Source organism: Amycolatopsis sp. NPDC045836, from assembly GCF_056431745.1.
Map to the genome: position 1 here is coordinate 1 of NZ_JBWKKF010000032.1, position 23,008 is coordinate 23,008.

A 23,008-nucleotide genomic window follows, 5' to 3' on the forward strand; every position below is an offset into this window, starting at 1 on the left:
GGTGAGATCATCGAGAAGCTGTCGAAGATGCTGCGCAGGGGCGGCAAACCCGGCAGCGGCACCACTCCGTCGGCGGCGAAGACGTCGCCGAAGTCGCCGGACACCACCCCGAACAGCCCGGACACGCCCGACACCACCCCGTCCAGCACCGACACCACCCCGGGGAGCACGAACACCCCCGGAAACGGCAGCCGCGGCCCGGACGCCAACGGCAAGCCGCTCAAGGGCCAGGCGGACGACCCGAAGACCGCCGGGCGCGACACCAGCGTCAAGGAGGGCTGCGGCGACCCGGTCGATCCCGCCACCGGCGAGATGTTCTCCGTGCAGACCGATCTGCGGCTCCAGGGCGTGCTGCCGCTGGTGCTGGAACGCGCGCACACCTCGTCCTACCGCGCGGGCCGGTGGTTCGGCCGCACCTGGTCGTCCACCTTCGACCAGCGGCTGGAGGTCGACGGCGAGCGGATCCACTACGCCGCCCCCGACGGCGCCGTCCTCGTCTACCCGGCACCACCTGGCCCCGGTGGCACGACGCTGCCGGTGTCCGGCGCCCGGTGGCCGCTCACCCGGGACGCCGACGGCCACTTCAGCATCCGGCAACCACAGCAGCAGCTCGTGCTGCACTTCGCCGAAGGCGACGGGACCACGCTGCCCATTTCCGCGGTGGCCGACCACAACGGCAACCGCATCGACTTCGAGTACGACCCGGATGGCCAGGTGACCGGAGTCCGGCACAGCGGCGGTTACCGCGTCCGGGTCACCACCGGCGGTGGCCTGATCACCGGGATGTCGCTGGTGGCGGCGGACGGCGTGGAGATCAAGGTGAGGGACTACCGCTACGACGACGCGGGCAGGCTGGTCGAGGTGGTCAACTCCTCGGGCAGGCCGACGAGGTTCGAATACGACCACGCCGGCCGGGTGACCGCCTGGCACGACCGCAACGGCGAGTGGTACCGCTACACCTACGACGGCTCCGGCCGGGTGGTGCGCACGGAGGGCTCCGGCGGCTTCCTGGCAGGCACCTTCGACTACGACCCCGAGCACCGGATCACCCGCTACACCGACTCCCTCGGGCACACCACCACCTACCACCTCACCGAGGGCGGCCTGGTGGAGCGGCAGATCGACGCGCTGGGGAACGTCACCACCAGCGAGTGGGACGAGGCCAACCGCCTGGTGCGCCGCACCGATCCGCTCGGCCGCACCATCGGCTCCCGCTACGACGAGCAAGGCAACCTGGTCACCCTCACCCGGGCCGATGGCGCGCAGGTGCTGGCCGAATACAACGAGTTCTCCCAGGCCACCACGATCATCGACCCCGGCGGCGCGGTCTGGCGCAACGAGTACGACCACCGCGGCAACCTGGTGGCCACGGTCGACCCGCTCGGCGCGACGATCCGGTTCGACCGCGACGAACGCGGGTTCCTGGTCTCCCGCACCGACGCCGCCGGGGTCACGGTGCACGTCACCAACGACGACGCCGGGCTCCCCATCGCGCTGACCGAGGCGAGCGGCACCAGCCGGATCCAGCGGGACGCCTTCGGCCGGGTGGCCGCGATCACCGATCCGTCCGGCGGGGTGACCAGGTACGAGTGGACCGTGGAAGGCGCGCTGCTCAGCCGCACGCGACCGGACGGTTCGGTCGAGCGGGCGGTGTACGACGCCGAAGGCAACCAGGTCCGGCACATCGACGCGCTCGGTCAGGAGACCCGCAGCGAGACCACGCACTTCGACCTGCCGCTGGCCGAGGTCCGGCCGGACGGGTCGCGGATGGAGATCAGCTACGACACCGAGCTGCGCCCCGTCGCGATCACCGATTCGCGGGGCCAGGCGTGGCGCTACGAGTACGACGCGGTGGGACGGCTGGTCCGGGAGATCGACTTCAACGGCCGGACCACCGACTACCGCTACGACCCGGCCGGTCAGCTCGTCGAGCAGTGGGACAACACCGGCACCGCGGTGCGGTTCGTCCGCGACCGGCTGGGCAACGTGGTGCAGCGGCAGTCCGGGGACCGAACGGTGACCTTCGAATTCGACCCGATGGGCAGGCTGGCCCGCGCGGTCAACGCCGACGCCGAACTGCGCTATGAACGGGACGCCACCGGCCGGGTGCTCGCCGAAACGGTCAACGGGCGCACGGTGCGCTCCGAGTACGACCTGGCGGGCAGGCGGGTGCGGCGGGTGACGCCGAGCGGTGCGGAAAGCGTGTGGGAGTTCGGCGTCGGCGGCAGGCCGGAGGCCCTGCGCACCGCGGGCCGGATCATCACCTTCGGCTACGACAACGGGGGCCACGAGGTCGAGCGGCTGCTGGACACCGGCACCATCCTCGCCCAGTCGTGGGACAGCGCCGACCGGCTCATCTCCCAGACGGTGTCCGCGGTCGGCGGAGCCGGCCGGGCCAGGCTGATCCAGCAGCGCCGCTACCACTACCGCGCCGACGGCTACGTCACCGGCGTGGACGACCACCTGGCGGGTACGCGCCGGTTCGAGCTCGACGCGCTCGGCCGGATCACCACGGTGCACGGCGGTGCCGGGGTGGAGCGCTACGGCTACGACGCTTCGGGCAACATCACCGCGGCGGCCTGGCCCGGGGCGGACACGGACGCGCAGGGGTTGCGCGAGTACCAGGGCAGCCAGGTCGAACGCGCGGGCAACGTGCGCTACCGCTACGACGGCCGTGGCCGGGTGGTGCAGCGCCAGCGCAAGCGGTTGTCGGCCAAGCCCGACACCTGGCAGTACCACTGGGACGCCGACGACCGCCTGGTCGGCGTGGTCACGCCGGACGGCGCCCGCTGGCGGTACCTCTACGACCCGTTGAACCGCCGCATCGGCAAGCAGCGCCTCGACGCCGGCGGTGCGGTGGTCGAGCGCGTCGACTTCGCCTGGGACGGGGCGCAGCTCGCCGAGCAGACCGAGGGCGGGGTCCGCAGCACGAGCTGGGACTGGAACCCGGTCCGCTTCCAGCCGGTCACCCAGGTGGAGCGGGTACCGGTGGCGGAGCGGCCGCAGGAGTGGATCGACGAGCGGTTCTACTCGATCGTCACCGACCTCATCGGCACACCGGCCGAACTCGTCGATCCGTCGGGCAACCTCGCTTGGCGCAGCCACGCCACCGTGTGGGGCCGGGCACTGGGCCGGTTGGCCAACCAGGCGGACACGCCGCTGCGGATGCCGGGGCAGTACTTCGACGCGGAAACCGGGTTGCACTACAACCTCAACCGCTTCTACGACCCGGAAACCGGCCGGTACCAGAGCGCTGATCCGCTCGGCCTGGTGCCCGGGCCCAATCCGCACGCCTACGTGCACAACCCGGTCGGTGTGCTGGACCCGACCGGCCTGGTCGAGGTCTGCCCGAAGGAGTGGCAGAAGCAGCGCGACAACTACCTGGCCGAGATCGACTGGACGCATTCGAACAAGGTGGCCCAGGGGGTGGACTACAACTACGGCCGGATGGACCCGCAGAACCCGAAGAACACGCCCGACCACATCAGGAGCCACAACCTGCCGGACATCGGCCAGGACCCGCACAAGATGGCGGACTACTTCCGCCAGTTCGAGGGCAAGGGGACCCACCAGGAGATGGTCGACGGCAATCCGAAGGCCAACGTGCGCGTTTCCTACGACCCGGAGAAACAGGTGATCATCGTGGAGAACGCGCAGATGATCCACGGTTACCGGATGAGCCAGGCGGATTGGGACAAGTACGTGCAGCAAGGAAGGTATCGGCTCGGAACATGATTTCCACGGTGAAGGTCGTCGACGCGGGTGGGCCCTCGTTGCAGCTTTGGCTCCAGCAGGCGCAGTTGCTCCACAGCGCCCTGCTGTACGTGCTGTCCGCCGAGGTCGGCGACGACGTGGTCGAGGCGTGGCTGGGTACCGGCATCGCCGGGGCGCGGCGGTTCGGGGACGAGTTGCTGGACAAGATCGGGGTGGCGCAGCGGGCTTACGAGACGCGTGAGTCGAAGGAGGCGACCAAGGTCCTGTTGCCGCTGGCGCGGGCTCATCTGGCGTACTGCGTGCTGGTGGTGTCGACCAGGCAGACGGGTTCGGAGGAGGAGTACAACATCCGCGTCGGTTACTTCAAGGAGCACGCGCTCGACCTGGCGGACGGCATCATCGACGCCCTGCGGACGTGATGCACTTCCGCGAGGAATTCGAGCGGTTGCTGGGGGAATCGGATTTGCTGGATCTCGACGGATTGATGGCGTACGACGGGTACTTCGACGAACTGCCGCTGTACTCGACGCGGCGGCAGATCGCTTTTCTCGACGAACTGCCACCGATGGAGCGGAACGGGGTGCTCGTCCGGGCGGCCGCCGGGTACCTCGATCGCATTCTCGACCACGCCCGTGGTTATCACGCGGGTGAGGAGTTCGACTTCTTCTGCGCGGTGACGGTGACCGGCTGGGACTTCTTCGCTGAAGGTGACCCGCTGACGCCGCGGTTCTGGCTGGCCAATCCCAGCAAGGGTGTCTTCGAGCACCTCCGCCTGCGGCCGCCGGAGAGCGAAGGCAGCGCCGTGGTCGCCCACCTGCTCGGCCACGACCACGGTTATCTGCTCAACGACGACGTGGTGGCGGAATTCGGCGAAGAACGCCTGGAACGCGTATTCGTCCAGCGAGCCGACTGCCCGGTACCCCGGGAAAACGTCGAGCGGTAGCCGCCGCTTTTCAAGTGGTCGTGAAGAGCGTTGACTGTGATGTGGGCACCAGGGACCTCGAGGCATGACGCTCAAGAAATCTGGAAAGTCGCCTTGGTGGCCTGACCACCTACCTCGGGCACTGCTGACCCGCTTTGGACCAGTTCGGCAGCGCTTGATTGGACCTGTTCAGTGGGCCACACCGGCTCCAGGATGGGCGCCGTGACTATCGAGTTCCCCCTGGCGGCGCTGGTCGTCGCGGCCACCCCGGGTGCCGGGCCGGCCGCGCTCCTGCACACCAGCGCGACCGCCTTCGAGGTGCTGAAGTACCTCGGCGTCGCCTATCTGCTGTACCTCGTCGGGACCCGACGCAGGTTCGCCGGGCCGGCGGTGACGCCGGCATGAGCACCTTCCACCACACCGGCGCCATCTGGGCCGACTTCCCGCAGCTGGTACCCGGCGTGCTGCACGTCGAAAGCTTCGCCGCCGAGTACGACCTCACCAAGTACCACGAGATCGCCAGGAACCGCCTCAACGGCACCACCGAAGCGCAGCTGCCCGAGATCCAAGCCTGGCGGCGGGCCTTCGGCCGGCTCGGGCTCAAGCCGACGCAGTACCGCTGCGCCTCCGAATCGCTGCTGCGCCGCTTCCGCCGCGAAGGCGCGCTGCCGCGCATCCACCCGATCATCGACCTGTGCAACGCCGTCTCCCTCGCCTACGCGATCCCGGTCGCGGTGCTCGACCTCGCGCACATCACCGGCGACCTCGAAGTGCGCTATGCCACCGGCGAGGAGGAGTACCTGACCTTCGGCGGCGAGGTCGAGCACCCGCAGCCGGGCGAAGTGGTCTTCGCCGACGGGGCCGGGCACGCCCACGCCCGCCGCTGGACCAATCGCCAGAGCGGGCGGTCGGCCGTCAGCGAACGGACCGAGACCGTGCTGATCGTCGCCGAAGCCCTGCACGAGACCGCGGCCGAGGACGTGTCTTCGCTGGTCAGCGCCTTGTCCGAAGAACTGGGACAGCCCCGGTCGGTGATCCTGCGGAACTCGGCACCGGAATTCTCCTTCTGAAGCGAGAATGGGTGTCCGGGACGCCGCCGCGGCTCCGACGTCTCCGGTGAAGGGCACCGACGACCGAGGAGCGGGCGCATGAAGTACATGATCCTGAGCTATGGCACGCAGCGGCAGTACGACGCCATGGCGGGCAAGGGCGACTACCGGCCCGAGGACTTCGCCGGGCTGTACGAGTTCATGGCGAAGTTCAACGCCGACCTGGAGGAGTCCGGCGAACTGGTCGAGACCCGCGGCCTGCACCAGCCGGTGCACACCCGCCGGGTGCACGACGCCGAGGACGGCGTTCCGGTGTGGACGGACGGCCCGTACGCCGAGACGCAGGAGGTGCTGGCGGGCTACTGGGTCGTCGAATGCGAGAGCTTCGACCGGGCCACCGAGATCGCCGGGCGGCTGGCCGGCTGCCCGGCGCCGGCCGAGTTCGCCGAGCCCGCCTACGCCGACGTCCGGCCGATCATGGAGTCCGCCGGCGACCTGGACTTCTAGTGCCCGCCGAGTTCGAGGACCTGCTGCGCACCCTGGCGCCGCAGGTCCTCGGCGCGGTGGTCCGCCGGTTCGGCCACTTCGACACCGCCGAGGACGCGGTGCAGGAGGCCCTGCTGGCGGCCGCCACCCGGTGGCCGTCCGACGGTGTGCCGGACCACCCGCGCGGCTGGCTGATCACCGTCGCCTCCCGGCGGCTGACCGACCTGCTGCGCAGCGAGTACGCCCGGCGCCGCCGGGAGGACACCGCCGCCCAGCAGGTGCTGCCCGAGCAGTGGCTGGCCCCCGCCGCGGACCGGTCGGCGGCCGCCACCGACGACACGCTGGTGCTGCTGTTCCTCTGCTGCCACCCGTCGCTGTCCCCGGCCGCGCAGATCGCGCTCACCCTGCGTGCGGTCGGCGGGCTGACCACCGCCGAGATCGCCAGGGCGTTCCTGGTGCCCGAAGCCACCATGGGCCGTCGCATCAGCCGGGCCAAGCAGCGGATCAAGGACAGCGGTACCCCGTTCGGCCTGCCCGCGGACCCCGGGCGCCGGTCCGCCGTGCTGCACGTGCTGTACCTGATCTTCAACGAGGGCTACGCCAGCACCTCCGGCGACCGGTTGCAGCGCACCGAACTCACCGCCGAGGCGATCCGGCTGACCCGGCTGGTCCACCGCCTGCTGCCCGAGGACAGCGAGGTGGCCGGGCTGCTCGCGCTGATGCTGCTCACCGACGCCCGCCGCGCGGCGCGCACCGGACCGGACGGCGCGCTGATCCCGATGGCCGAGCAGGACCGCCGCCGGTGGAACGCGGACGACATCACCGAGGGGATCGCGCTGCTCACCGCCGCGCTGCCCCGTGGACCGGTCGGCGAGTACCAGTTGCAGGCGGCCATCGCGGCCGTGCACGACGAGGCCCCCAGCGCCGAGGAGACCGACTGGCCGCAGATCGCCGCCCTGTACGAAGCGCTGCTGCGGTTGTCCGGCAACCCCGTGGTGGCGTTGAACCACAGCGTCGCCGTGGCGATGGCCCGTGGCCCGCGGGCCGGGCTGGACCTGCTCGCCGCGGTGGCCGAACGGCTGCCCGGTGACCACCGCGTGGACGCCGTGCGCGGGCACCTGCTGGAACTGGCCGGTGAGCGGGCGAAGGCCCGTGAGTCCTATGTGGTCGCGGCGGGCCGGACGACGAGCGTGCCGCAGCAGCGTTACCTTCTGGGGAAGGCGGGACGGCTCGCCGGCGACTGAAGGGAGCTGTTGTGTCCCAGGAGGAAACGCGGCGGCGCGATGGATCGCTGTTCAATGAGGACTCGATGGACGGGTTCCTGCACCGGGCGTTCCTGCGGGCGACCGGCCGGTCCGGCGAAGAGGTGCGGCAGCGGCCGGTGATCGGCATCTGCTCCTCGGCCAGCGAGCTGAACCCGTGCAACGCCGGGCTGTCCGTGGTGGCCGAGTCGGTCAAGCGCGGGGTGCTGGCGGCAGGCGGGCTGCCGGTGGTGTTCCCGACCATCTCCATCTCCGAGCCGTTCGTCCGGCCCACCTCGATGTTCCTGCGCAACCTGATGGCGATGGACGTCGAGCAGATGGTCACCTCCAGCCCGATCGACGCGGTGGTGCTGCTCGGCGGCTGCGACAAGACCGTTCCGGCGCAGGTGCTGGGCGCGCTGAGCGCGGGCAAACCGGCACTGGTGCTCGCGGCGGGGCCGCGGCCGGTGCCCCGCTGGAACGGCGAAGCGCTGACCGTGGACGACTTCTGGCCGCTGGCCGCCCGGCGCCGCCGCGGTGAACTGTCCGATCAGGACTGGAACCGGCTGGAGGGTTGCCTGATGAGCGGGGTGGGCACCTGCAACGTGATGGGCACGGCGACCACCATGGCGACCGTGGCCGAGGTGCTCGGGCTGGCGCTGCCGGGCTCGACGCTGCTGCCCGCCACCGGCTCGGCGCGGCAGGACGCGGCGGTCCGCACCGGTACGCGGGCGGTCGCGCTGGCGCGGGAGGGCCGTGCCCCCGCCGAGGTGGTGACCGCGGCGGCGATCGAGGACGCCTTCCGGGTGGTGTGCGCGATCGGCGGGTCGACCAACGCGATCGTGCACCTGGCGGCGATGGCGGGCCGGATCGGCGCGCCGGTGGACTTCCGGCGGTGGAGCGAGACCACCCCGCTGCTCGGCGACGTCCGGCCGTCCGGCCCGTACCTGCTGGCGGACCTGGAGGAGGCCGGTGGGATCCCGGCCGTGGTCAAGGAACTGGCGCCGGTGCTGCACCTGGACCGGCCGTCGGCGAGCGGCGCCACCTGGGCGGCGGAGGTGGCGGGCGTCCAGCCGAAGACCGGGGGCGCGCTGCGCCCGTTCGACCGGCCGGTCGCCGGCGGTGGGGCGCTGGCCGTGCTGACCGGCTCGCTGGCCCCGGACGGTGCGGTGATCAAGCGGTCCGCGATGGACCGGCGGCTGCTGCGGCACACCGGCCCGGCGCTGGTGTTCGACGGGGTGGGGGAGATGAACGCCCGCATCGACGACCCGGACCTGCCGGTGACCGCCGATTCGGTGCTGGTGCTGCGCGGGGTCGGCCCGGTCGGCGGGCCGGGCATGCCGGAGGTCGGGCACGTGCCGATCCCGGCGAAGCTGGCGCGCGCGGGTGTCGAGGACATGGTCCGGGTCTCGGACGGGCGGATGAGCGGGACGGCCGATGGCGCGGTGGCCCTGCACGTGGCGCCGGAGGCCGTGGTGGGCGGCCCGCTCGCGCTGGTCCGCGACGGCGACCTGATCGAACTGGACGTCGACGCCGGTCGGCTGGACCTGCTGGTCCCCGAGGCGGAACTGACCCGGCGGCGGGCGGATTTCGTGCTGCCGGAGGCACCGGCGCGTGGTTACGAACGCCTGTACCACCAGCACGTCCTGCAAGCCCCGGACGGCTGCGACTTCGACTTCCTGCGGCACAGCTGATCGAAGTGCGCTTCCCGCGCCGGACTCAGCTGAACGGCAGTGGGGTGGCGCCCCGGTCGGTGAGCATGCCGGTCATCACCCGGGCCTCGGCGCTCTGCGACTTGAGGATGCTGTTCGTCAGCGACTTCACCGCGTTCATCCCGGTGTGGTCCTGGGCGTACTGCGCCATCTCCGTACCGCCCTGGTGGTGGCGCAGCATCAGCTGCAGGAAGTAGACGTCCAGCTCGCCGCCGGAGAGCGAGCGCAGCTTCGCCAGTTCGTCGTTGGTGGCCATGCCCGGCATCAGCCCGCCGGTGGTGGCCGGGTCGGGTGCCGAGGCGTGGCCGCCGTGGGCGTGGCCGGCGGGCTCGGTCATCCAGGTCATGTACCCGCCGATGGCCTGCTCCGGCTTGTCCCACAGCATCAGCCAGCCCTTCATCCGCCCGACCTGCTCCAGCTGGGTGCTGGCGATGTCGAAGGCGAGCTGCTGGACCTGCGGATCGGTGGAGTGGTCCCGGGCCCAGTTGGCCATGGTGACCGCCTGGAGGTGGTGCACCGCCATGTCCTGGGCGAAGCCGACCTCCACCGCACCCGGTCCGGCGGGCTCGGCCCCCTCGTCCAGCGACCGGGTCAGGAACATGCCGATGGTGGCACCGACGAGCAGCACCGCCAGCGTGGCGGCGCCCAGGATGACCACCCGCGACCAGGCCGGGCGGGTGTCCTCGAACTCCGCCCGGTCCTGGTCCTCGTCGGGTACGGCCGAACTCATCCGCCGGCCGGCGGCTGCTGCGCGGGCGGCTGCTGCTGGGCGGGCGGCGTGCCGCCGGTCATGCCGGTGGTGTCCGGCTCGGCGCCTTCGGTGCCCTTGTAGTCCATCGGCTTGGCGTCCGGGCCCGGCGGCGTGGGGTCGAAGGCGGGCGGCGCGTCCACGTCGAACCGGCCGGGGCCCATCGCGTCGCAGGAGGCGCCCTGCTCGGGGTAGGTGCTCGGGTTCAACCGCAGCGCGGCGATGAACTGGTCGATGCGCTCGTCGTCGACCGAGTCGACCTTGAGCTGGTGGCCCCACGCCTGCAGCGAGACCGGCTTGTCCAGGCCGGGGAACGGCGACATCATCGTGTACGGCTTGCCCTCGGCCCGCACGCGCAGCTTGTTCACCGCGTCGCCGGTGACCTGGTCGGGGTTGTAGGCGATCCAGACCGCGCCGTGCTCCAGCGAGTGCACCATGTTCTCGGTGCGCACCGCGTTCGGGTAGACGATGCCGGTGCAGGCGGCCCAGAACCCGTCGTGCGGACCGCCGAAGGCCGGGGTCTTGTCGTAGGCGACGCGCTCGGTGGGCAGCACGTGCACGCTGGCCTCGTACTGGTGGGTGACGATGCCGGGGATCTTCAGCGACGGGTCCGGGTTCTCCGCCGACGGCGCGAAGGCGGCGGCCGCTTCCTCACGGCTCTTCTGCTCGCGCTTGTCCGCCGAGTTGATGTAGTAGTAGCCGAAGACCACCCCGGCGAGCGCGACGATCGCCACCACCGCGACGATCGTGCCCCACGGCGTGCCCTTCTTGGCCACCACGGATCCGCGAGCCGACTTCACGGCGTTCTTCGGCCTGCCCTTTTTCTTCGTGCCGCTTGCCATCGTGCTGTACCGACCTCGTCTCGTCGTCGCCCCGGTCATGGAGCACCCCGGCCAGTGTAGGGATGGCGTGTCTGGTCGGTGTAGGGCGCTTCGGAGGGTTCGTCAGGCCACCAGGTGGGCGCGGACCAGGGCGTCCAGCCGCCGCCACGCCGGGGAGGCGGCGTTCACCGCGCTCTGGATCAACGCCGGGACGGCCGAGCCGGGGTCGTACCCGGGCAGGTCGCTCCCGTAGCGCGTGCGGGTGGCGTCGACGATCCGGCGGGCGAGGTCGTCGACGCGCGGGTCGTCCGGGGCGAGGTCGTGCGCGCGGTCGTAGTCGAGGCAGATCTCCCGCAACGCCGGGTCGGTGAGCAGCTGGGCCTGGTCGCGGAACATCGTGCTCGCCGTCTCGGGGTGGGTGGCGAAGGACAGGATCCACAGGTCCCGCAGCAGGGCCACCCAGCGATCGCTGAACCCGAAGCCGGGCAGCCGGTCCAGGTGCGCTTCGACCTCGGCGGGCAGGCCCGAGACGTGACCGCCGGCGAGTTGCCGCAGCCGGTCCCGGGTGGCCCGCAGGGCGCGGATCCGGGCGGACAGCTCGGTGTCGATCCGGTCCAGCGCCCGCTGGAACTCGTGCCCGTCCGCCGACCGGAGGTCCCGGATGCGGGCCAGCGGCACCCCGGCCTCGGCCAGCGTGCGGATCTTGATCAGGTCGATCGCCTGGTCCGCGCCGTACCGCCGGTACCCGGAGGCGTCGCGCTCGGCCTCGGGCAGCAGGCCCTTGTCGTGGTAGACGCGAATGGTCTTCACCGAGACCCCGACGTAGGCGGCCAGCTGTCCGATGGTGAGCACCGGGTCATCGTGGCACTTGACCCCGCCCCAGGGGCAGGGCCGCACCATGGCGCCATGAACCGGGAAACCCTGCGTGCACTGGCCGACGAAGGCAACGAAACCGCCATGGACCGGCTCGCCGACCTCGCCGACGCCCGCGATGACGTCGACGAGCTGGCTGAGCTGCTGGACGAGGGCTGCCTGCACGCCGGGCGCCTGCTCACCCGCCGGGCCGTCGCGGCGGGTGACCTGCTCGCCCTGCAGCGGATCTCCGACGCCGGTTGCGAAGAGGCGGGCACCGAGCTGGAGCGGCTGCTTCGGCCGGGCGGCTGAGCGTCCGGGCCGGTGCCCGGTCGCGTGCGGAGGTGGTCGCCTGACCGGCCACCGCGCGCTCCGCCGTGAGCACCGCCACGCCGATCAGCGCCGCACTCGCCAGCCGTACCGCCACCAGGGCGGTGACCAGCGCCGTTGTCCTCGAATCCAGCGACTGCCGGCCTTTCGCGCGGTGGTGGGACCGTCTTGGTGCCGGTCGGCGGGGCACACCTAGAATTCTGCAGGTGACTCCCGCCGATCTCGCCGAACTTGTCCGTACCTCCGCCGTGGACGTCCTGACCGCACGCGGTCTCGACCCGGCGGTGCTGCCCGACGCGGTGACGATCGAGCGACCCCGCAACCCGGAGCACGGGGACTACGCCACCAACCTGGCGCTGCAGGTGGCGAAGAAGGCGGGGCTCAAACCGCGGGACTTCGCCGACGCGCTGGCCGAATCGCTGGCCGAGACCGAAGGCGTCGACGCCGCCGAGGTGGCCGGGCCCGGCTTCCTCAACCTGCGGCTGGCCGCGGACGCCCAGGGCGCGCAGATCAGCCGGGTGCTGGCCGAAGGCGAGGCGTACGGCCGCGGGGACGCGCTGGCCGGGACCAGGATCAACCTGGAGTTCGTCTCGGCCAACCCGACCGGGCCGGTGCACCTGGGCGGCACCCGCTGGGCGGCCGTCGGTGACGCGCTGGGCCGGGTGCTGGCCGCGCAGGGCGCCGAGGTCACCCGCGAGTACTACTTCAACGACGCCGGCGCGCAGATCGACCGGTTCGTCAACTCGCTGATCGCCGCCGCGAAGGGCGAGCCCGCGCCGGAGGACGGGTACGCGGGCAGCTACATCACCGACATCGCCGCCGAGGTGCTGCGCAAGGAGCCGAGCGCGCTGTCGCTGCCCGAGGCCGAGCGCCACGAGACCTTCCGCCGGGTCGGCATCGAGCTGATGTTCACCGAGATCAAGAAGAGCATGCACGAGTTCGGCACCGACTTCGACGTGTTCTTCCACGAGAACTCGCTGCACGAGAACGGTGAGGTCGCCCGGCTGGTGGCCAAGCTCAAGGACGAGGGCTCGCTGTACTTCGAGGACGGCGCCTGGTGGCTGCGCACCACCGACCACGGGGACGACAAGGACCGCGTGGTGATCAAGCAGGACGGCCAGCCCGCCTACATCGCCGGTGACATCGCCTACCTGCACGACAAGCGCAGCCGCGGCTTCGACCTGTGCATCTACATGCTCGGCGCGGACCACCACGGTTACATCGTCCGGCTCAAGGCCGCCGCCGCCGCGCTCGGCGACGACCCGGCCGTGGTCGAGGTGCTGATCGGCCAGATGGTCAACCTGGTCAGCGACGGCAAGCCGGTGCGGATGAGCAAGCGCGCGGGCACCGTGATCACCATGGAGGACCTGGTCGAGGCGGTCGGCGTGGACGCCGCCCGCTACGAGCTGGCCCGCTACTCGGTCGACTCCACCCTGGACATCGACCTGGACCTGCTGCGCAAGCACAGCAACGAGAACCCGGTCTACTACGTGCAGTACGCGCACGCCAGGCTGGCCTCGCTGCAGCGCAACGCCGCGGACCTGGGCCTCGAGGCCGGCGGGGAGCCGGACCTCGGCCTGCTCACCCACCCGCGGGAAGGCGACCTGATCCGAACGATCGGCGAATTCCCGGACATGCTGCGCAAGGCGGCCGAACTGCGGGAACCGCACCGCGTCGCCCGGTACCTGGAGAGCCTGGCCAGCGCCTACCACAAGTTCTACGACGTGGCCCGCGTGCTGCCGCAGGGCGGCGAGGAAGCCACGCCGCTGACCTTCGCCAGGCTGGCGCTCTGCGAAGCCGCCCGCCAGGTGCTCGCCAACGGTCTCGAACTGCTGGGCGTTTCGGCGCCGGAACGGATGTAGTTTCATGGCTCACCCCGCGGGACCCCGGTACGCCGAGGTCCATGCCCATGCGGACACCGCCGGGTTCCCACCGGCCAACTCGGGCGAACTCGACCGGCTCTACCCGAAGGTGTGGCCCCGCAACGCCTTCCGCGCCCCGGACGGCGTGGTCCGGATCGCCGGGGTAGACGTGCGGGAGCTGGCCGAGACCTACGGCACCCCGCTGTTCGTCATCGACGAGGCCGACTTCAAGTCGCGCTGCGCCGAGTACGCCGAGGCGTTCGACGACCCGGCGCTGGTGCACTACGCGTCGAAGGCGTTCCTGAGCACCGAGATCGCCCGCTGGGTGGCCGCGCAGGGGCTGAGCCTGGACGTGTGCAGCGGCGGCGAACTGGCCGTCGCGCAGCGCGCGGCGTTCCCGCCGGAGCGGATCACCTTCCACGGCAACAACAAGTCGGCCGCCGAACTGGAGGCCGCGGTCGAGGCCGGGGTGGGCACGGTGGTGCTCGACTCGTACTTCGAGATCGCCCGCCTGGCCGAGATCGCCGCCCGCCGCGAGGTGGTCCAGCAGGTGATGGTGCGGGTCACCGTCGGTGTCGAAGCGCACACCCACGAGTTCATCGCGACCGCGCACGAGGACCAGAAGTTCGGCTTCTCGCTGGCTTCCGGGGACGCCGCCGAGGCGGTGCGCCGGGTGCTCAACGCCGGTTCGCTGAAGCTGATCGGCCTGCACAGCCACATCGGCTCGCAGATCTTCGACGCCGACGGCTTCGAGGTGGCCGCCCGCCGGATCATCGGGCTGCTCGCCGAACTGGGCAAGGAGCACGGCCCGGAGCTGGTCGACCAGCTGTCCACGGTGGACCTCGGTGGTGGCTTCGGCATCGCCTACACCGACCGCGACAACCCGCCGCCACCGGCGCAGATGATCACCCAGATCCGGGAGATCGTGCGCAAGGAGTGCGCCTTCGCCGGGCTGCCGGTGCCGCGCATCGCCGGTGAGCCCGGCCGCGCCATCGCCGGTCCCGGCACGGTCACCCTGTACGAGGTCGGCACCATCAAGGACGTCTCGCTCGGGGACAACGCGGCCCGCCGGTACGTCAGCGTCGACGGCGGGATGAGCGACAACATCCGCACCTCGCTCTACGACGCGGTCTACGACGTCCGGCTGGTCTCGCGGGCCGCCGCGGACGGCCAGGACGACGAAACCCACCCCGCGTTGTCCCGCGTGGTGGGAAAGCACTGTGAGTCCGGCGACATCGTGGTCCGCGACTGCTGGTTGCCCGACAACCTGGCTCCCGGTGACCTGATCGCGGTCGCCGCGACCGGTGCCTACTGCTACTCGATGGCCAGCAACTACAACCGCCAGCCGCGTCCGGCGGTGGTCTCGGTGCGCAACGGCGGGGCGCGGTTGCTGCTGCGCCGGGAAACCACCGAAGACATGCTGGGCTTGGAGGTGTCGTGAGGTCCGCTCCCATCCGCGTGGCCCTGCTCGGCTGCGGCACGGTCGGCGGTGAGGTGGCGCGGTTGCTCACCGAGCAGGCCGAGGAACTGGCCGCCCGCGCGGGTGCGCCGGTCGAGCTGGCCGGCATCGCGGTCCGCCGCCCGGACAAGCACCCCGAGCTGCCCGCCGAACTGCTCACCGCCGACGCGGCGGAGCTGGTCACCGCGGACGACGTGGACGTGGTGGTCGAGCTGATCGGCGGCATCGAGCCGACCCGCAGCTGGCTGCTGGCCGCCCTGCGCGCGGGCAAGTCCGTGGTCACCGCGAACAAGGCGCTGCTCTCGGAGCACTCGGCGGAGCTGTCCGAGGCCGCCGACGCCTCGGGTGCCGACCTCTACTTCGAGGCCGCCGTCGCCGGGGCCATCCCGCTGCTGCGCCCGCTGCGCGAATCGCTGGCCGGTGACCGGATCACCCGGGTGATGGGCATCGTCAACGGCACCACGAACTACATCCTGTCCGCAATGGACTCCACCGGCGCCGGCTACGCCGAGGCGCTGGACGAAGCGAGCAGGCTGGGCTACGCCGAGGCGGACCCGACGGCCGATGTGGACGGTTACGACGCCGCCTCGAAGGCCGCCATCCTGGCCTCGCTGGCCTTCCACAGCCGGGTGACCGCGGCCGACGTGCACCGCGAGGGCATCGCCGGGGTCACCGCGTCGGACATCACCGCGGCGAAGATGCTCAACCGCACGGTGAAGCTGCTCGCCATCTGCGAGCGGGTGACCAGCGAGGACGGCAGCGAATCGGTGTCCGCCCGGGTGCACCCGGTGATGATCCCGCGGGCGCACCAGCTCGCCGGGGTCAGCGGCGCGTTCAACGCGGTCTACGTGGAGGCCGACGCCGCCGGGGAGCTGATGTTCTACGGCCAGGGCGCCGGTGGCGCGCCGACCGCCAGCGCGGTGCTCGGCGACCTGGTCGCGGTGGCCCGCAACCGGGTGCTCGGCGGGCTCGGCCCGCGTGAGTCGGCGCACGCCGCGCTGCCGGTGCGGCCGATGGGCCAGACCCCGACGCGGTACCACGTCAGCCTGGACGTGGCCGACCGGCCGGGCGTGCTGGCCCAGGTGGCGCAGGCGTTCGCGGCGAACGGGGTGAGCATCGCCGCGGTCCGCCAGCGCGACCGGCTGTCCACCGCGAGCCTGGTGATCGTCACCCACCTGGCGCCGGACGCCGCCCTGGAGTCCACTGTGGACGAGATCGCGAAGATGGACGTGGTGCACGAGGTGGTCAGCGTGATGCGCGTGGAAGGCGAAGACCAGTGACCGGGATCATCGAGGCGTACGCCGACCGCATCCCCGTCCCCGACGGGGCGAAGATCGTCACCCTGGGGGAGGGGAACACACCGCTGCTGGCCGCGCCGCACCTGTCCGAGCTGACCGGCTGCTCGGTGTACCTGAAGGTCGAGGGCGCCAACCCGACCGGCTCGTTCAAGGACCGCGGCATGACCGTGGCGATCACGCACGCGCTGGCCAGCGGGCTCAAGGCGGTCATCTGCGCCTCCACCGGCAACACCTCGGCCTCGGCTTCGGCCTACGCCGCCCGCGCCGGGCTGACCAGCGCGGTGCTGGTGCCCGAGGGCAAGATCGCGCTGGGCAAGATGGCCCAGGCGGTCGCCCACGGCGCGAAGATCCTCCAGGTGGAGGGCAACTTCGACGACTGCCTGGAGCTGGCGCGCAAAACCGCGGCCGACTACCCGGTGACCCTGGTCAATTCGGTCAACCCGGTGCGCCTGGTCGGGCAGAAGTCGGCTGCCTGGGAGGTCTGCGACGTGCTCGGCGCGGCCCCGGACATCCACTGCCTGCCGGTCGGCAACGCCGGCAACATCTCGGCCTACTGGGCCGGGTACGCCGAGTACGCGGCCGACGGTGTGGTGGACAGCACACCGCGGATGTTCGGCTTCCAGGCCGCCGGTGCGGCACCGCTGGTCGACGGCGAGCCGGTGACCCGGCCGGAGACGGTGGCCACCGCGATCCGGGTGGGCAGCCCGGCTTCCTGGACCAAGGCGGTCAAGGCGAAGGACTCCTCCGGCGGCCTGTTCGAGAAGGCCACCGACGAGCAGATCCTCGAGGCGTACCGGCTGCTGGCCCGCAAGGAGGGCGTGTTCGTCGAGCCCGCCTCGGCGACCAGCGTGGCCGGACTGCTGATCACCGCCGCCGACGGCCGGATCCCGCGTGGCTCGACGGTGGTCTGCACGGTGACCGGGCACGGCCTCAAGGACCCCGCCACCGCGCTGAACGGCGTGGTCGAGGTGGAGCCGCTGGCGGTCGACCCGACGGCCGTGGCGGCGGCGCTGGAGCTGGCGTGAACCTGCGGGTGACGGTCCCGGCCTCGACGGCGAACCTGGGGCCGGGGTTCGACGCGCTGGGGCTGGCGCTCGGGCTGCACGACGTGGTCGAGGTGCAGGTCACCCACACGGGGCTCAAGGTCGAGGTGCTCGACGCGGGCGCCGGTGGTGTGGCGGACGTGCCGACCGACGACTCCCACCTGGTGGTGCGGGCGCTGCACCGCGCCTGCGAGCACCTCGGCTTCCCCGTGCCGGGGCTGCACCTGCGGTGCCACAACGCGATCCCGCACGCACGCGGCCTCGGCTCCTCGGCCGCCGCGGTGGTTTCCGGGGTGGCCGCCGGGTACGCGCTGGCCGGGCGGAACCTCGACGACGACGCGTTGCAGCTGGCCGCGGGCTTCGAGGGCCACGCGGACAACGCGGCGGCCAGCCTGCTCGGCGGGCTGGTCGTCGCCTGGGAGTCCGGTGGCCGGTTCGGCGCCGAACGGCTGGACCCGCACCCGGACCTGCGGCCGGTGCTCGCCGTGCCGGGGCAGCGCAGCTCGACCGACGCCACCCGCGGGCTGCTGCCCGAACGGGTGCCGCTGGCCGACGCGGCGTTCAACGCCGGGCGGGCGGCGCTGGCGGTGCACGCCCTGACCCGGCGGCCGGAACTGCTGCTCACCGCCACCGAGGACCGCCTGCACCAGGGCTATCGCGCCCCGGCGTACCCGGCGAGCACGCGCCTGGTGGCCCAGTTGCGGGCGCACGGCGTGCCCGCCGCGATTTCCGGTGCCGGGCCGACGGTACTGGCGCTGACCACCACGGGAATACTGCCGGAGGTGCCCGGTGTTACGTCTTTCGAGGTCACCGCGCTGCCGATCGACAAGGGCGGCGTCCAGGTCGCTGTGGGATAACACGCCGAAGGCAAAGTAGGGGTGGTTGTTGCACGGCGAAGCGGGCCGGTCTACCCTCGGGGGCGTTCGATCACCGTGCGCAGTCCGCACCCGGTGCAGGTTCCGGGGGTTCAGCCCGGATCGCATTTTCCCGTTCAGTCCAGGGTCCTGCGGGGGTCCTGGAATGCGGCAACGGGCTCCGGTGCGGTCGCGGTGACGGATTTCGCGTGTGCCGTATGGGGCACGTACTTCCCGTGTCGGCGGTTCTCCCGCCGTGACTCGTACGTCTCGGCTGGATCTGGCTTCCGGCCACGGGAACAACTAGCCGTCTCGTGATTCGGACGCGGGCGGCAGTCCGCTGATCCACCTGGAGGCGTGGATCGGTAAGGAAGGACTTGTGTGAGCAACACCGATCTACTCAGCGGCGACGCGGCGGTGGCTCCGCCGGAGGGCGAGCCGCAGGCCAACGGCACCGCCGCGCCGAAGCGCCGACCGGGCGGTCTGTCCGGGATGGTCATCGCCGACCTGCGTTCGCTGGCCGGGGAACTCGGCATCAGCGACACCGCGGGCATGCGCAAGGGGGACCTCATCGCGGCCATCCGCGAGCGCCAGGGCAAGACCAAGCGGCGCACCGCCGCGACCGCCACCACGGACACGCTTCCGCTGGACGGCATCGAGGCGGACAAGCCGGCCCAGCCCAAGGCCCGCGTTTCGCGCAGGACGGCCGAGAAGCCGGCCGAGCAGCCGAAGGCGGAGTCCCCGGCGACCCCGGTGACCCAGCCGGAGCAGGCCCCGCCTGCCGTGAAGGCGCCCGAGCCGCAGCCGCAGCCCGAGCGCAAGGAGCCCGAAGGCGAGGCGCCGTCGTCCGGCGACCAGTCCGCCGGCGGGGAAGACGGTGGCCGCCGCGAAGGCGGGCGCCGCCGCCGCGGGGCCAACCGCGCCGCCGACTCCTCCGGGGGCTCCGGCGAGCAGCGCCGCGACCGCCAGGGCGGTGACCGCCAGCAGGGCGACCGCCAGCAGGGTGGGGACCGCCAGCAGGGCGGTGACCAGCAGCAGCGGGGCGACCGCCAGCGCGGGGACCGGCAGAACGACCGCCAGCGCGGTCAGCAGGACAGCCGGGACAACCGGGACAACCGGGGTGGCCCGCAGGCCGACGAGGACGAAGAGGGCGGCCGTCGCGGCCGCCGCTTCCGCGACCGCCGCCGCCGCGGTGGCCGCGGTGAGGGCGGCAGCCCGGACACCGAGGTGCGCGAGGACGACGTCCTGCTCCCGGTGGCCGGCATCCTCGACGTGCTGGACAACTACGCGTTCGTCCGCACTTCGGGCTACCTGGCCGGGCCGAACGACGTGTACGTCTCGCTGTCGCTGGTCCGCAAGTACGGCCTGCGCCGCGGTGACGCCATCACCGGTGTGGTGCGCCAGCCGCGTGAGGGCGAGCAGCAGCGGCAGAAGTTCAACCCGCTGGTCCGCGTGGACAGCATCAACGGCCTCGAGCCGGACCAGGCGAAGAAGCGCCCGGACTTCACCAAGCTGACCCCGCTGTACCCGAACGAGCGCCTGCGGCTGGAGACCGAGCCGCACAAGCTCACCACCCGCGTGATCGACCTGGTGATGCCGGTCGGCAAGGGGCAGCGCGCGCTGATCGTGTCGCCGCCGAAGGCCGGCAAGACCACGATCATGCAGGACATCGCGAACGCGATCACCACGAACAACCCCGAGTGCCACCTGATGGTGGTGCTGGTCGACGAGCGGCCGGAAGAGGTCACCGACATGCAGCGGTCGGTGAAGGGCGAGGTCATCGCCTCCACCTTCGACCGCCCGCCGTCAGACCACACCTCGGTCGCCGAGCTGTCCATCGAGCGGGCCAAGCGCCTGGTCGAGATGGGCCTCGACGTGGTGGTGCTGCTCGACTCGATCACCCGCCTCGGCCGCGCCTACAACCTGGCGGCCCCGGCGTCCGGGCGCATCCTGTCCGGTGGTGTCGACTCGACCGCGTTGTTCCCGCCGAAGCGCTTCCTCGGCGCGGCGCGCAACATCGAGAACGGTGGCTCGCTGACCATCTTCGCCACGGCGATGGTGGAAACCGGCTCCACCGGTGACACGGTGATCTTCGAGGAGTTCAAGGGCACCGGCAACGCCGAGCTCAAGCTGGACCGCAAGATCGCCGAGCGGCGCGTCTTCCCCGCGGTGGACATCAACCCGTCCGGTACCCGCAAGGAGGAGCTGCTGCTCTCGCCGGACGAGCTGGCCGTCACGCTGAAGCTGCACCGGGTGCTGCACGCGCTCGACTCGCAGCAGGCCATCGACCTGCTGCTGTCCCGCCTGCGCAAGACGAAGACCAACATCGAGTTCCTGATGCAGGTCTCGAAGACGGCGCTGGGCCCGGACGACGACTGAGCCGGTACGACGAAGGGGGTGCGACCACACCGTGGTCGCAGCCCCTTCGCTTTCCTCCGGTCCCCACCGAGAGGTCCGGGTTCGAGGTTACTGGTGGGGGACCGCCGCGGGGGTCCAGCCGCGGTAGTTGTTGAAGTAGTTGACGCTGGAGGCGTGGCCGATCTTGCCGCCGATGCTGGTGGCGTAGATGCCGCCGTTGCCGTCGGCGATGCCCACGTGCCCCCACTGGCTGATGTTCCAGTACACGAACGCGCCCTTCGGCGGCCTGCTGCCGTCGGTGTGCTTCGGGCTCGCGCCGTTCCAGTGCGCGTTCGCCGAGGCCCAGACGCCGGTGGTGCCGTAGGCGTTCTCCACCGCCTTCTCGCAGTAGCCCTGGTAGGCGGTGCTGCCCAGCCTCGCCTTGAACCAGGCCACCGCCCCGGCTGGTGTGCCGTCGCCCGCGCCGAGGGTGGACAGCTCCGCTTCCGGAACGGTGGTGAACGCGCCGGCCGCCGGGTTGACGTCGGCGGCGGTGATCTCCGCCGTCAGCGGGCTCGCCTGGGCCGGGGCCACCGCCGCGCCGGCGACGGCCGCCGCCACGGCGGCCCCGATCAGCAGTCTCCTGGTGCGCATGTCCACTCCTCCGGTCGGGAATTCACGAACTCGGGCACCTTCTCGTGAAGATGTACAAGATCCGTACAAGCCGGGGAATATCCGCAGGCCCCGCCCGGTTGAACCGACTACCAGCGGCGTCTGGCAGAATGAGCCGCTGACGTCCGGCTCCGGTTCACCCCGTGAAATCCCGGGGACCCGGCGGCCAGCCAAGAGAGGACACCATGAAGAGCGGTATTCACCCCGAGTACGTGGTCACCAACGTGACCTGTGGCTGCGGCAACACCTTCACCACCCGGAGCACCAAGACCAGCGGCGACATCCACGTCGAGATCTGCTCGAACTGCCACCCGTTCTACACCGGCAAGCAGAAGATCCTCGACACCGGTGGCCGGGTCGCGCGCTTCGAGGCCCGCTACGGCAAGCGGCAGAAGAAGGCCGACGCCAAGTAGCTTCACCGACGGCGCCCACCCGCACTGCGGGTGGGCGCCGTTTTCGCGCCAGCCCCTCTCCGGAAGAAGGACAGACCGTGGATTCGAGCTCGTTGCGCGGGCTGCTCGACGAGTACGCCGAGCTGGAACAGCAGCTCGCGGACCCGTCGGTGCACGCCGACCAGGGCCGGGCGCGCAAGCTCGGCCGCCGCTACGCCGAACTCACCCCGGTGGTGCGGGCGATCGGTGAGCTGGAGACCGCCAGGGACGACTTGGAGGCCGCCCGTGAGCTGGCCGAGGACCCGGCGTTCGCGGCCGAGGCCGAGGAGCTGGCCGCGCGCATCCCGGCGCTGGAGGCGCGGCTGACCGAGCTGCTGCTGCCGCGCGACCCCCACGACGGCTCCGACGTGGTGATGGAGATCAAGTCGGGGGAGGGTGGCGAGGAGTCCGCGTTGTTCGCGGGCGACCTGCTGCGCATGTACCTGCGGTACGCCGAGCGGCACGGCTGGAAGGCCGAGGTGCTCGACTCGGTGGACTCCGACCTCGGCGGCTTCAAGGACGCCACGGTGTCCATCAAGAGCAAGGGCGCCGAGGCCGACGGCGTGTGGGCCCGGCTGAAGTTCGAGGGCGGGGTGCACCGCGTGCAGCGCGTGCCGGCGACCGAGTCGCAGGGCCGCATCCACACCTCCGCGGCCGGCGTGCTGATCTACCCGGAGCCGGAGGAGGTCGAGGTCGAGATCGACCCGAACGACCTGCGGATCGACGTGTTCCGCTCGTCCGGCCCCGGTGGGCAGAGCGTGAACACCACCGACTCGGCGGTGCGCATCACCCACCTGCCGACCGGCATCGTGGTCTCCTGCCAGAACGAGAAGTCGCAGATCCAGAACCGCGCGCGGGCGCTGCAGGTGCTGCAGGCGCGGCTGCAGGCGATCGCCGAGGAGGAGGCCGCGGCCAAGGCCTCGGACGCCCGCCGCTCGCAGGTGCGCACGGTGGACCGGTCCGAGCGGGTGCGCACCTACAACTTCCCGGAGAACCGGATTTCCGACCACCGGGTGAACTACAAGGCGTACAACCTCGACCAGGTGCTCGACGGTGAACTGGACGGCGTGCTCGACGCCCTCCGCGCCGCCGACCGAGACGAACGGCTGGCCGCCCACACCGGCTAACGAATCTTTTCCCGTTGTCGATCGAAGAAGTGCGTAGATCGACGAGGGGG

21 protein-coding genes are annotated in these 23,008 nt (G+C 71.5%); 17 read left to right on the forward strand and 4 right to left on the reverse strand.

Annotated features, from left to right (window positions below):
• The 8 genes from AC07EG_RS36825 to AC07EG_RS36860 all read left to right on the forward strand — a co-directional run.
• On the forward strand, positions 1-3,735 hold a 3,735-nt coding region (locus AC07EG_RS36825; RefSeq protein ID WP_478257893.1), incomplete at its 5' end, for a DUF6531 domain-containing protein.
• Positions 3,732-4,133 (forward strand): hypothetical protein, encoded by a 402-nt coding sequence (locus tag AC07EG_RS36830; protein ID WP_478257894.1) that lies wholly within the window; start codon positions 3,732-3,734, stop codon positions 4,131-4,133. The genes AC07EG_RS36825 and AC07EG_RS36830, both read left to right, overlap by 4 nt.
• Positions 4,133-4,657: an Imm15 family immunity protein gene (locus AC07EG_RS36835; RefSeq protein ID WP_478257962.1), complete on the forward strand. Its 525-nt coding sequence runs from the start codon at positions 4,133-4,135 to the stop codon at positions 4,655-4,657. The genes AC07EG_RS36830 and AC07EG_RS36835 overlap by 1 nt, the downstream gene beginning before the upstream one ends.
• 201 nt (positions 4,658-4,858) lie before the next feature.
• Positions 4,859-5,041, forward strand: coding sequence for a hypothetical protein (locus AC07EG_RS36840; RefSeq protein WP_478257895.1), 183 nt, complete (start codon positions 4,859-4,861; stop codon positions 5,039-5,041).
• Positions 5,038-5,706, forward strand: coding sequence for a B3/B4 domain-containing protein (locus AC07EG_RS36845; RefSeq protein ID WP_478257896.1), 669 nt, complete (start codon positions 5,038-5,040; stop codon positions 5,704-5,706). Before AC07EG_RS36840 ends, AC07EG_RS36845 begins: the two co-directional genes overlap by 4 nt.
• A 78-nt stretch (positions 5,707-5,784) precedes the next feature.
• Positions 5,785-6,192 (forward strand): YciI family protein, encoded by a 408-nt coding sequence (locus AC07EG_RS36850; protein ID WP_478257897.1) that lies wholly within the window; start codon positions 5,785-5,787, stop codon positions 6,190-6,192.
• Positions 6,192-7,415, forward strand: coding sequence for an RNA polymerase sigma factor (locus AC07EG_RS36855; RefSeq protein ID WP_478257898.1), 1,224 nt, complete (start codon positions 6,192-6,194; stop codon positions 7,413-7,415). The genes AC07EG_RS36850 and AC07EG_RS36855 overlap by 1 nt, the downstream gene beginning before the upstream one ends.
• 11 nt (positions 7,416-7,426) lie before the next feature.
• A complete protein-coding gene (locus AC07EG_RS36860; protein ID WP_478257899.1) occupies positions 7,427-9,106 on the forward strand; it encodes a dihydroxy-acid dehydratase in 1,680 nt (559 codons plus the stop codon).
• Between the two features lie 25 nt (positions 9,107-9,131).
• Here AC07EG_RS36860 and AC07EG_RS36865 read toward each other — a convergent pair whose 3' ends face one another.
• The 3 genes from AC07EG_RS36865 to AC07EG_RS36875 form a co-directional block, all read right to left on the reverse strand.
• Entirely contained in the window at positions 9,132-9,854 is a 723-nt protein-coding gene (locus AC07EG_RS36865) for a DUF305 domain-containing protein (protein WP_478257900.1), read from the reverse strand.
• Positions 9,851-10,714 carry a DUF3105 domain-containing protein gene (locus AC07EG_RS36870; protein ID WP_478257901.1) on the reverse strand — a complete coding sequence of 288 codons (864 nt, stop codon included), beginning with the start codon at positions 10,712-10,714 and terminating at the stop codon, positions 9,851-9,853. The genes AC07EG_RS36865 and AC07EG_RS36870 overlap by 4 nt, the downstream gene beginning before the upstream one ends.
• A gap of 102 nt (positions 10,715-10,816) precedes the next feature.
• Positions 10,817-11,545 carry a MerR family transcriptional regulator gene (locus AC07EG_RS36875; RefSeq protein ID WP_478257902.1) on the reverse strand — a complete coding sequence of 243 codons (729 nt, stop codon included), beginning with the start codon at positions 11,543-11,545 and terminating at the stop codon, positions 10,817-10,819.
• 54 nt (positions 11,546-11,599) lie between these two features.
• Between AC07EG_RS36875 and AC07EG_RS36880 the strand changes: the two genes are divergently transcribed.
• The 7 genes from AC07EG_RS36880 to rho all read left to right on the forward strand — a co-directional run bounded on the left by AC07EG_RS36880 (position 11,600) and on the right by rho (position 20,770).
• A complete protein-coding gene (locus AC07EG_RS36880; RefSeq protein WP_478257903.1) occupies positions 11,600-11,857 on the forward strand; it encodes a hypothetical protein in 258 nt (85 codons plus the stop codon).
• Between the two features lie 224 nt (positions 11,858-12,081).
• Positions 12,082-13,737, forward strand: a complete 1,656-nt coding sequence (gene argS, locus AC07EG_RS36885) for an arginine--tRNA ligase (protein WP_478257904.1) — start codon at positions 12,082-12,084, stop codon at positions 13,735-13,737.
• Between the two features lie 4 nt (positions 13,738-13,741).
• On the forward strand, positions 13,742-15,178 hold the full coding sequence (lysA, locus tag AC07EG_RS36890; protein ID WP_478257905.1) for a diaminopimelate decarboxylase: 1,437 nt from the start codon (positions 13,742-13,744) through the stop codon (positions 15,176-15,178).
• Positions 15,175-16,476 (forward strand): homoserine dehydrogenase, encoded by a 1,302-nt coding sequence (locus AC07EG_RS36895; RefSeq protein WP_478257906.1) that lies wholly within the window; start codon positions 15,175-15,177, stop codon positions 16,474-16,476. The genes lysA and AC07EG_RS36895 overlap by 4 nt, the downstream gene beginning before the upstream one ends.
• A complete protein-coding gene (thrC, locus tag AC07EG_RS36900) occupies positions 16,473-17,519 on the forward strand; it encodes a threonine synthase (protein ID WP_478257907.1) in 1,047 nt (348 codons plus the stop codon). The genes AC07EG_RS36895 and thrC overlap by 4 nt, the downstream gene beginning before the upstream one ends.
• Positions 17,516-18,394 carry a homoserine kinase gene (thrB, locus tag AC07EG_RS36905; RefSeq protein WP_478257908.1) on the forward strand — a complete coding sequence of 293 codons (879 nt, stop codon included), beginning with the start codon at positions 17,516-17,518 and terminating at the stop codon, positions 18,392-18,394. Before thrC ends, thrB begins: the two co-directional genes overlap by 4 nt.
• Positions 18,395-18,772: 378 nt before the next feature.
• Entirely contained in the window at positions 18,773-20,770 is a 1,998-nt protein-coding gene (gene rho / locus AC07EG_RS36910; RefSeq protein ID WP_478257909.1) for a transcription termination factor Rho, read from the forward strand.
• Positions 20,771-20,857: 87 nt separating this feature from the next.
• Here rho and AC07EG_RS36915 read toward each other — a convergent pair whose 3' ends face one another.
• Entirely contained in the window at positions 20,858-21,382 is a 525-nt protein-coding gene (locus AC07EG_RS36915) for a CHAP domain-containing protein (RefSeq protein ID WP_478257910.1), read from the reverse strand.
• 203 nt (positions 21,383-21,585) lie between these two features.
• Here AC07EG_RS36915 and rpmE point away from each other — a divergent pair, with 203 nt between their 5' ends.
• Together rpmE and prfA are read left to right on the forward strand one after the other, a co-directional pair.
• Complete coding sequence (rpmE, locus tag AC07EG_RS36920; RefSeq protein WP_478257911.1) at positions 21,586-21,813, forward strand: 50S ribosomal protein L31; 228 nt, start codon at positions 21,586-21,588, stop codon at positions 21,811-21,813.
• A 77-nt stretch (positions 21,814-21,890) separates the two neighbouring features.
• Positions 21,891-22,958, forward strand: coding sequence for a peptide chain release factor 1 (gene prfA / locus AC07EG_RS36925; RefSeq protein ID WP_478257912.1), 1,068 nt, complete (start codon positions 21,891-21,893; stop codon positions 22,956-22,958).
• Positions 22,959-23,008: the final 50 nt, after the last annotated feature.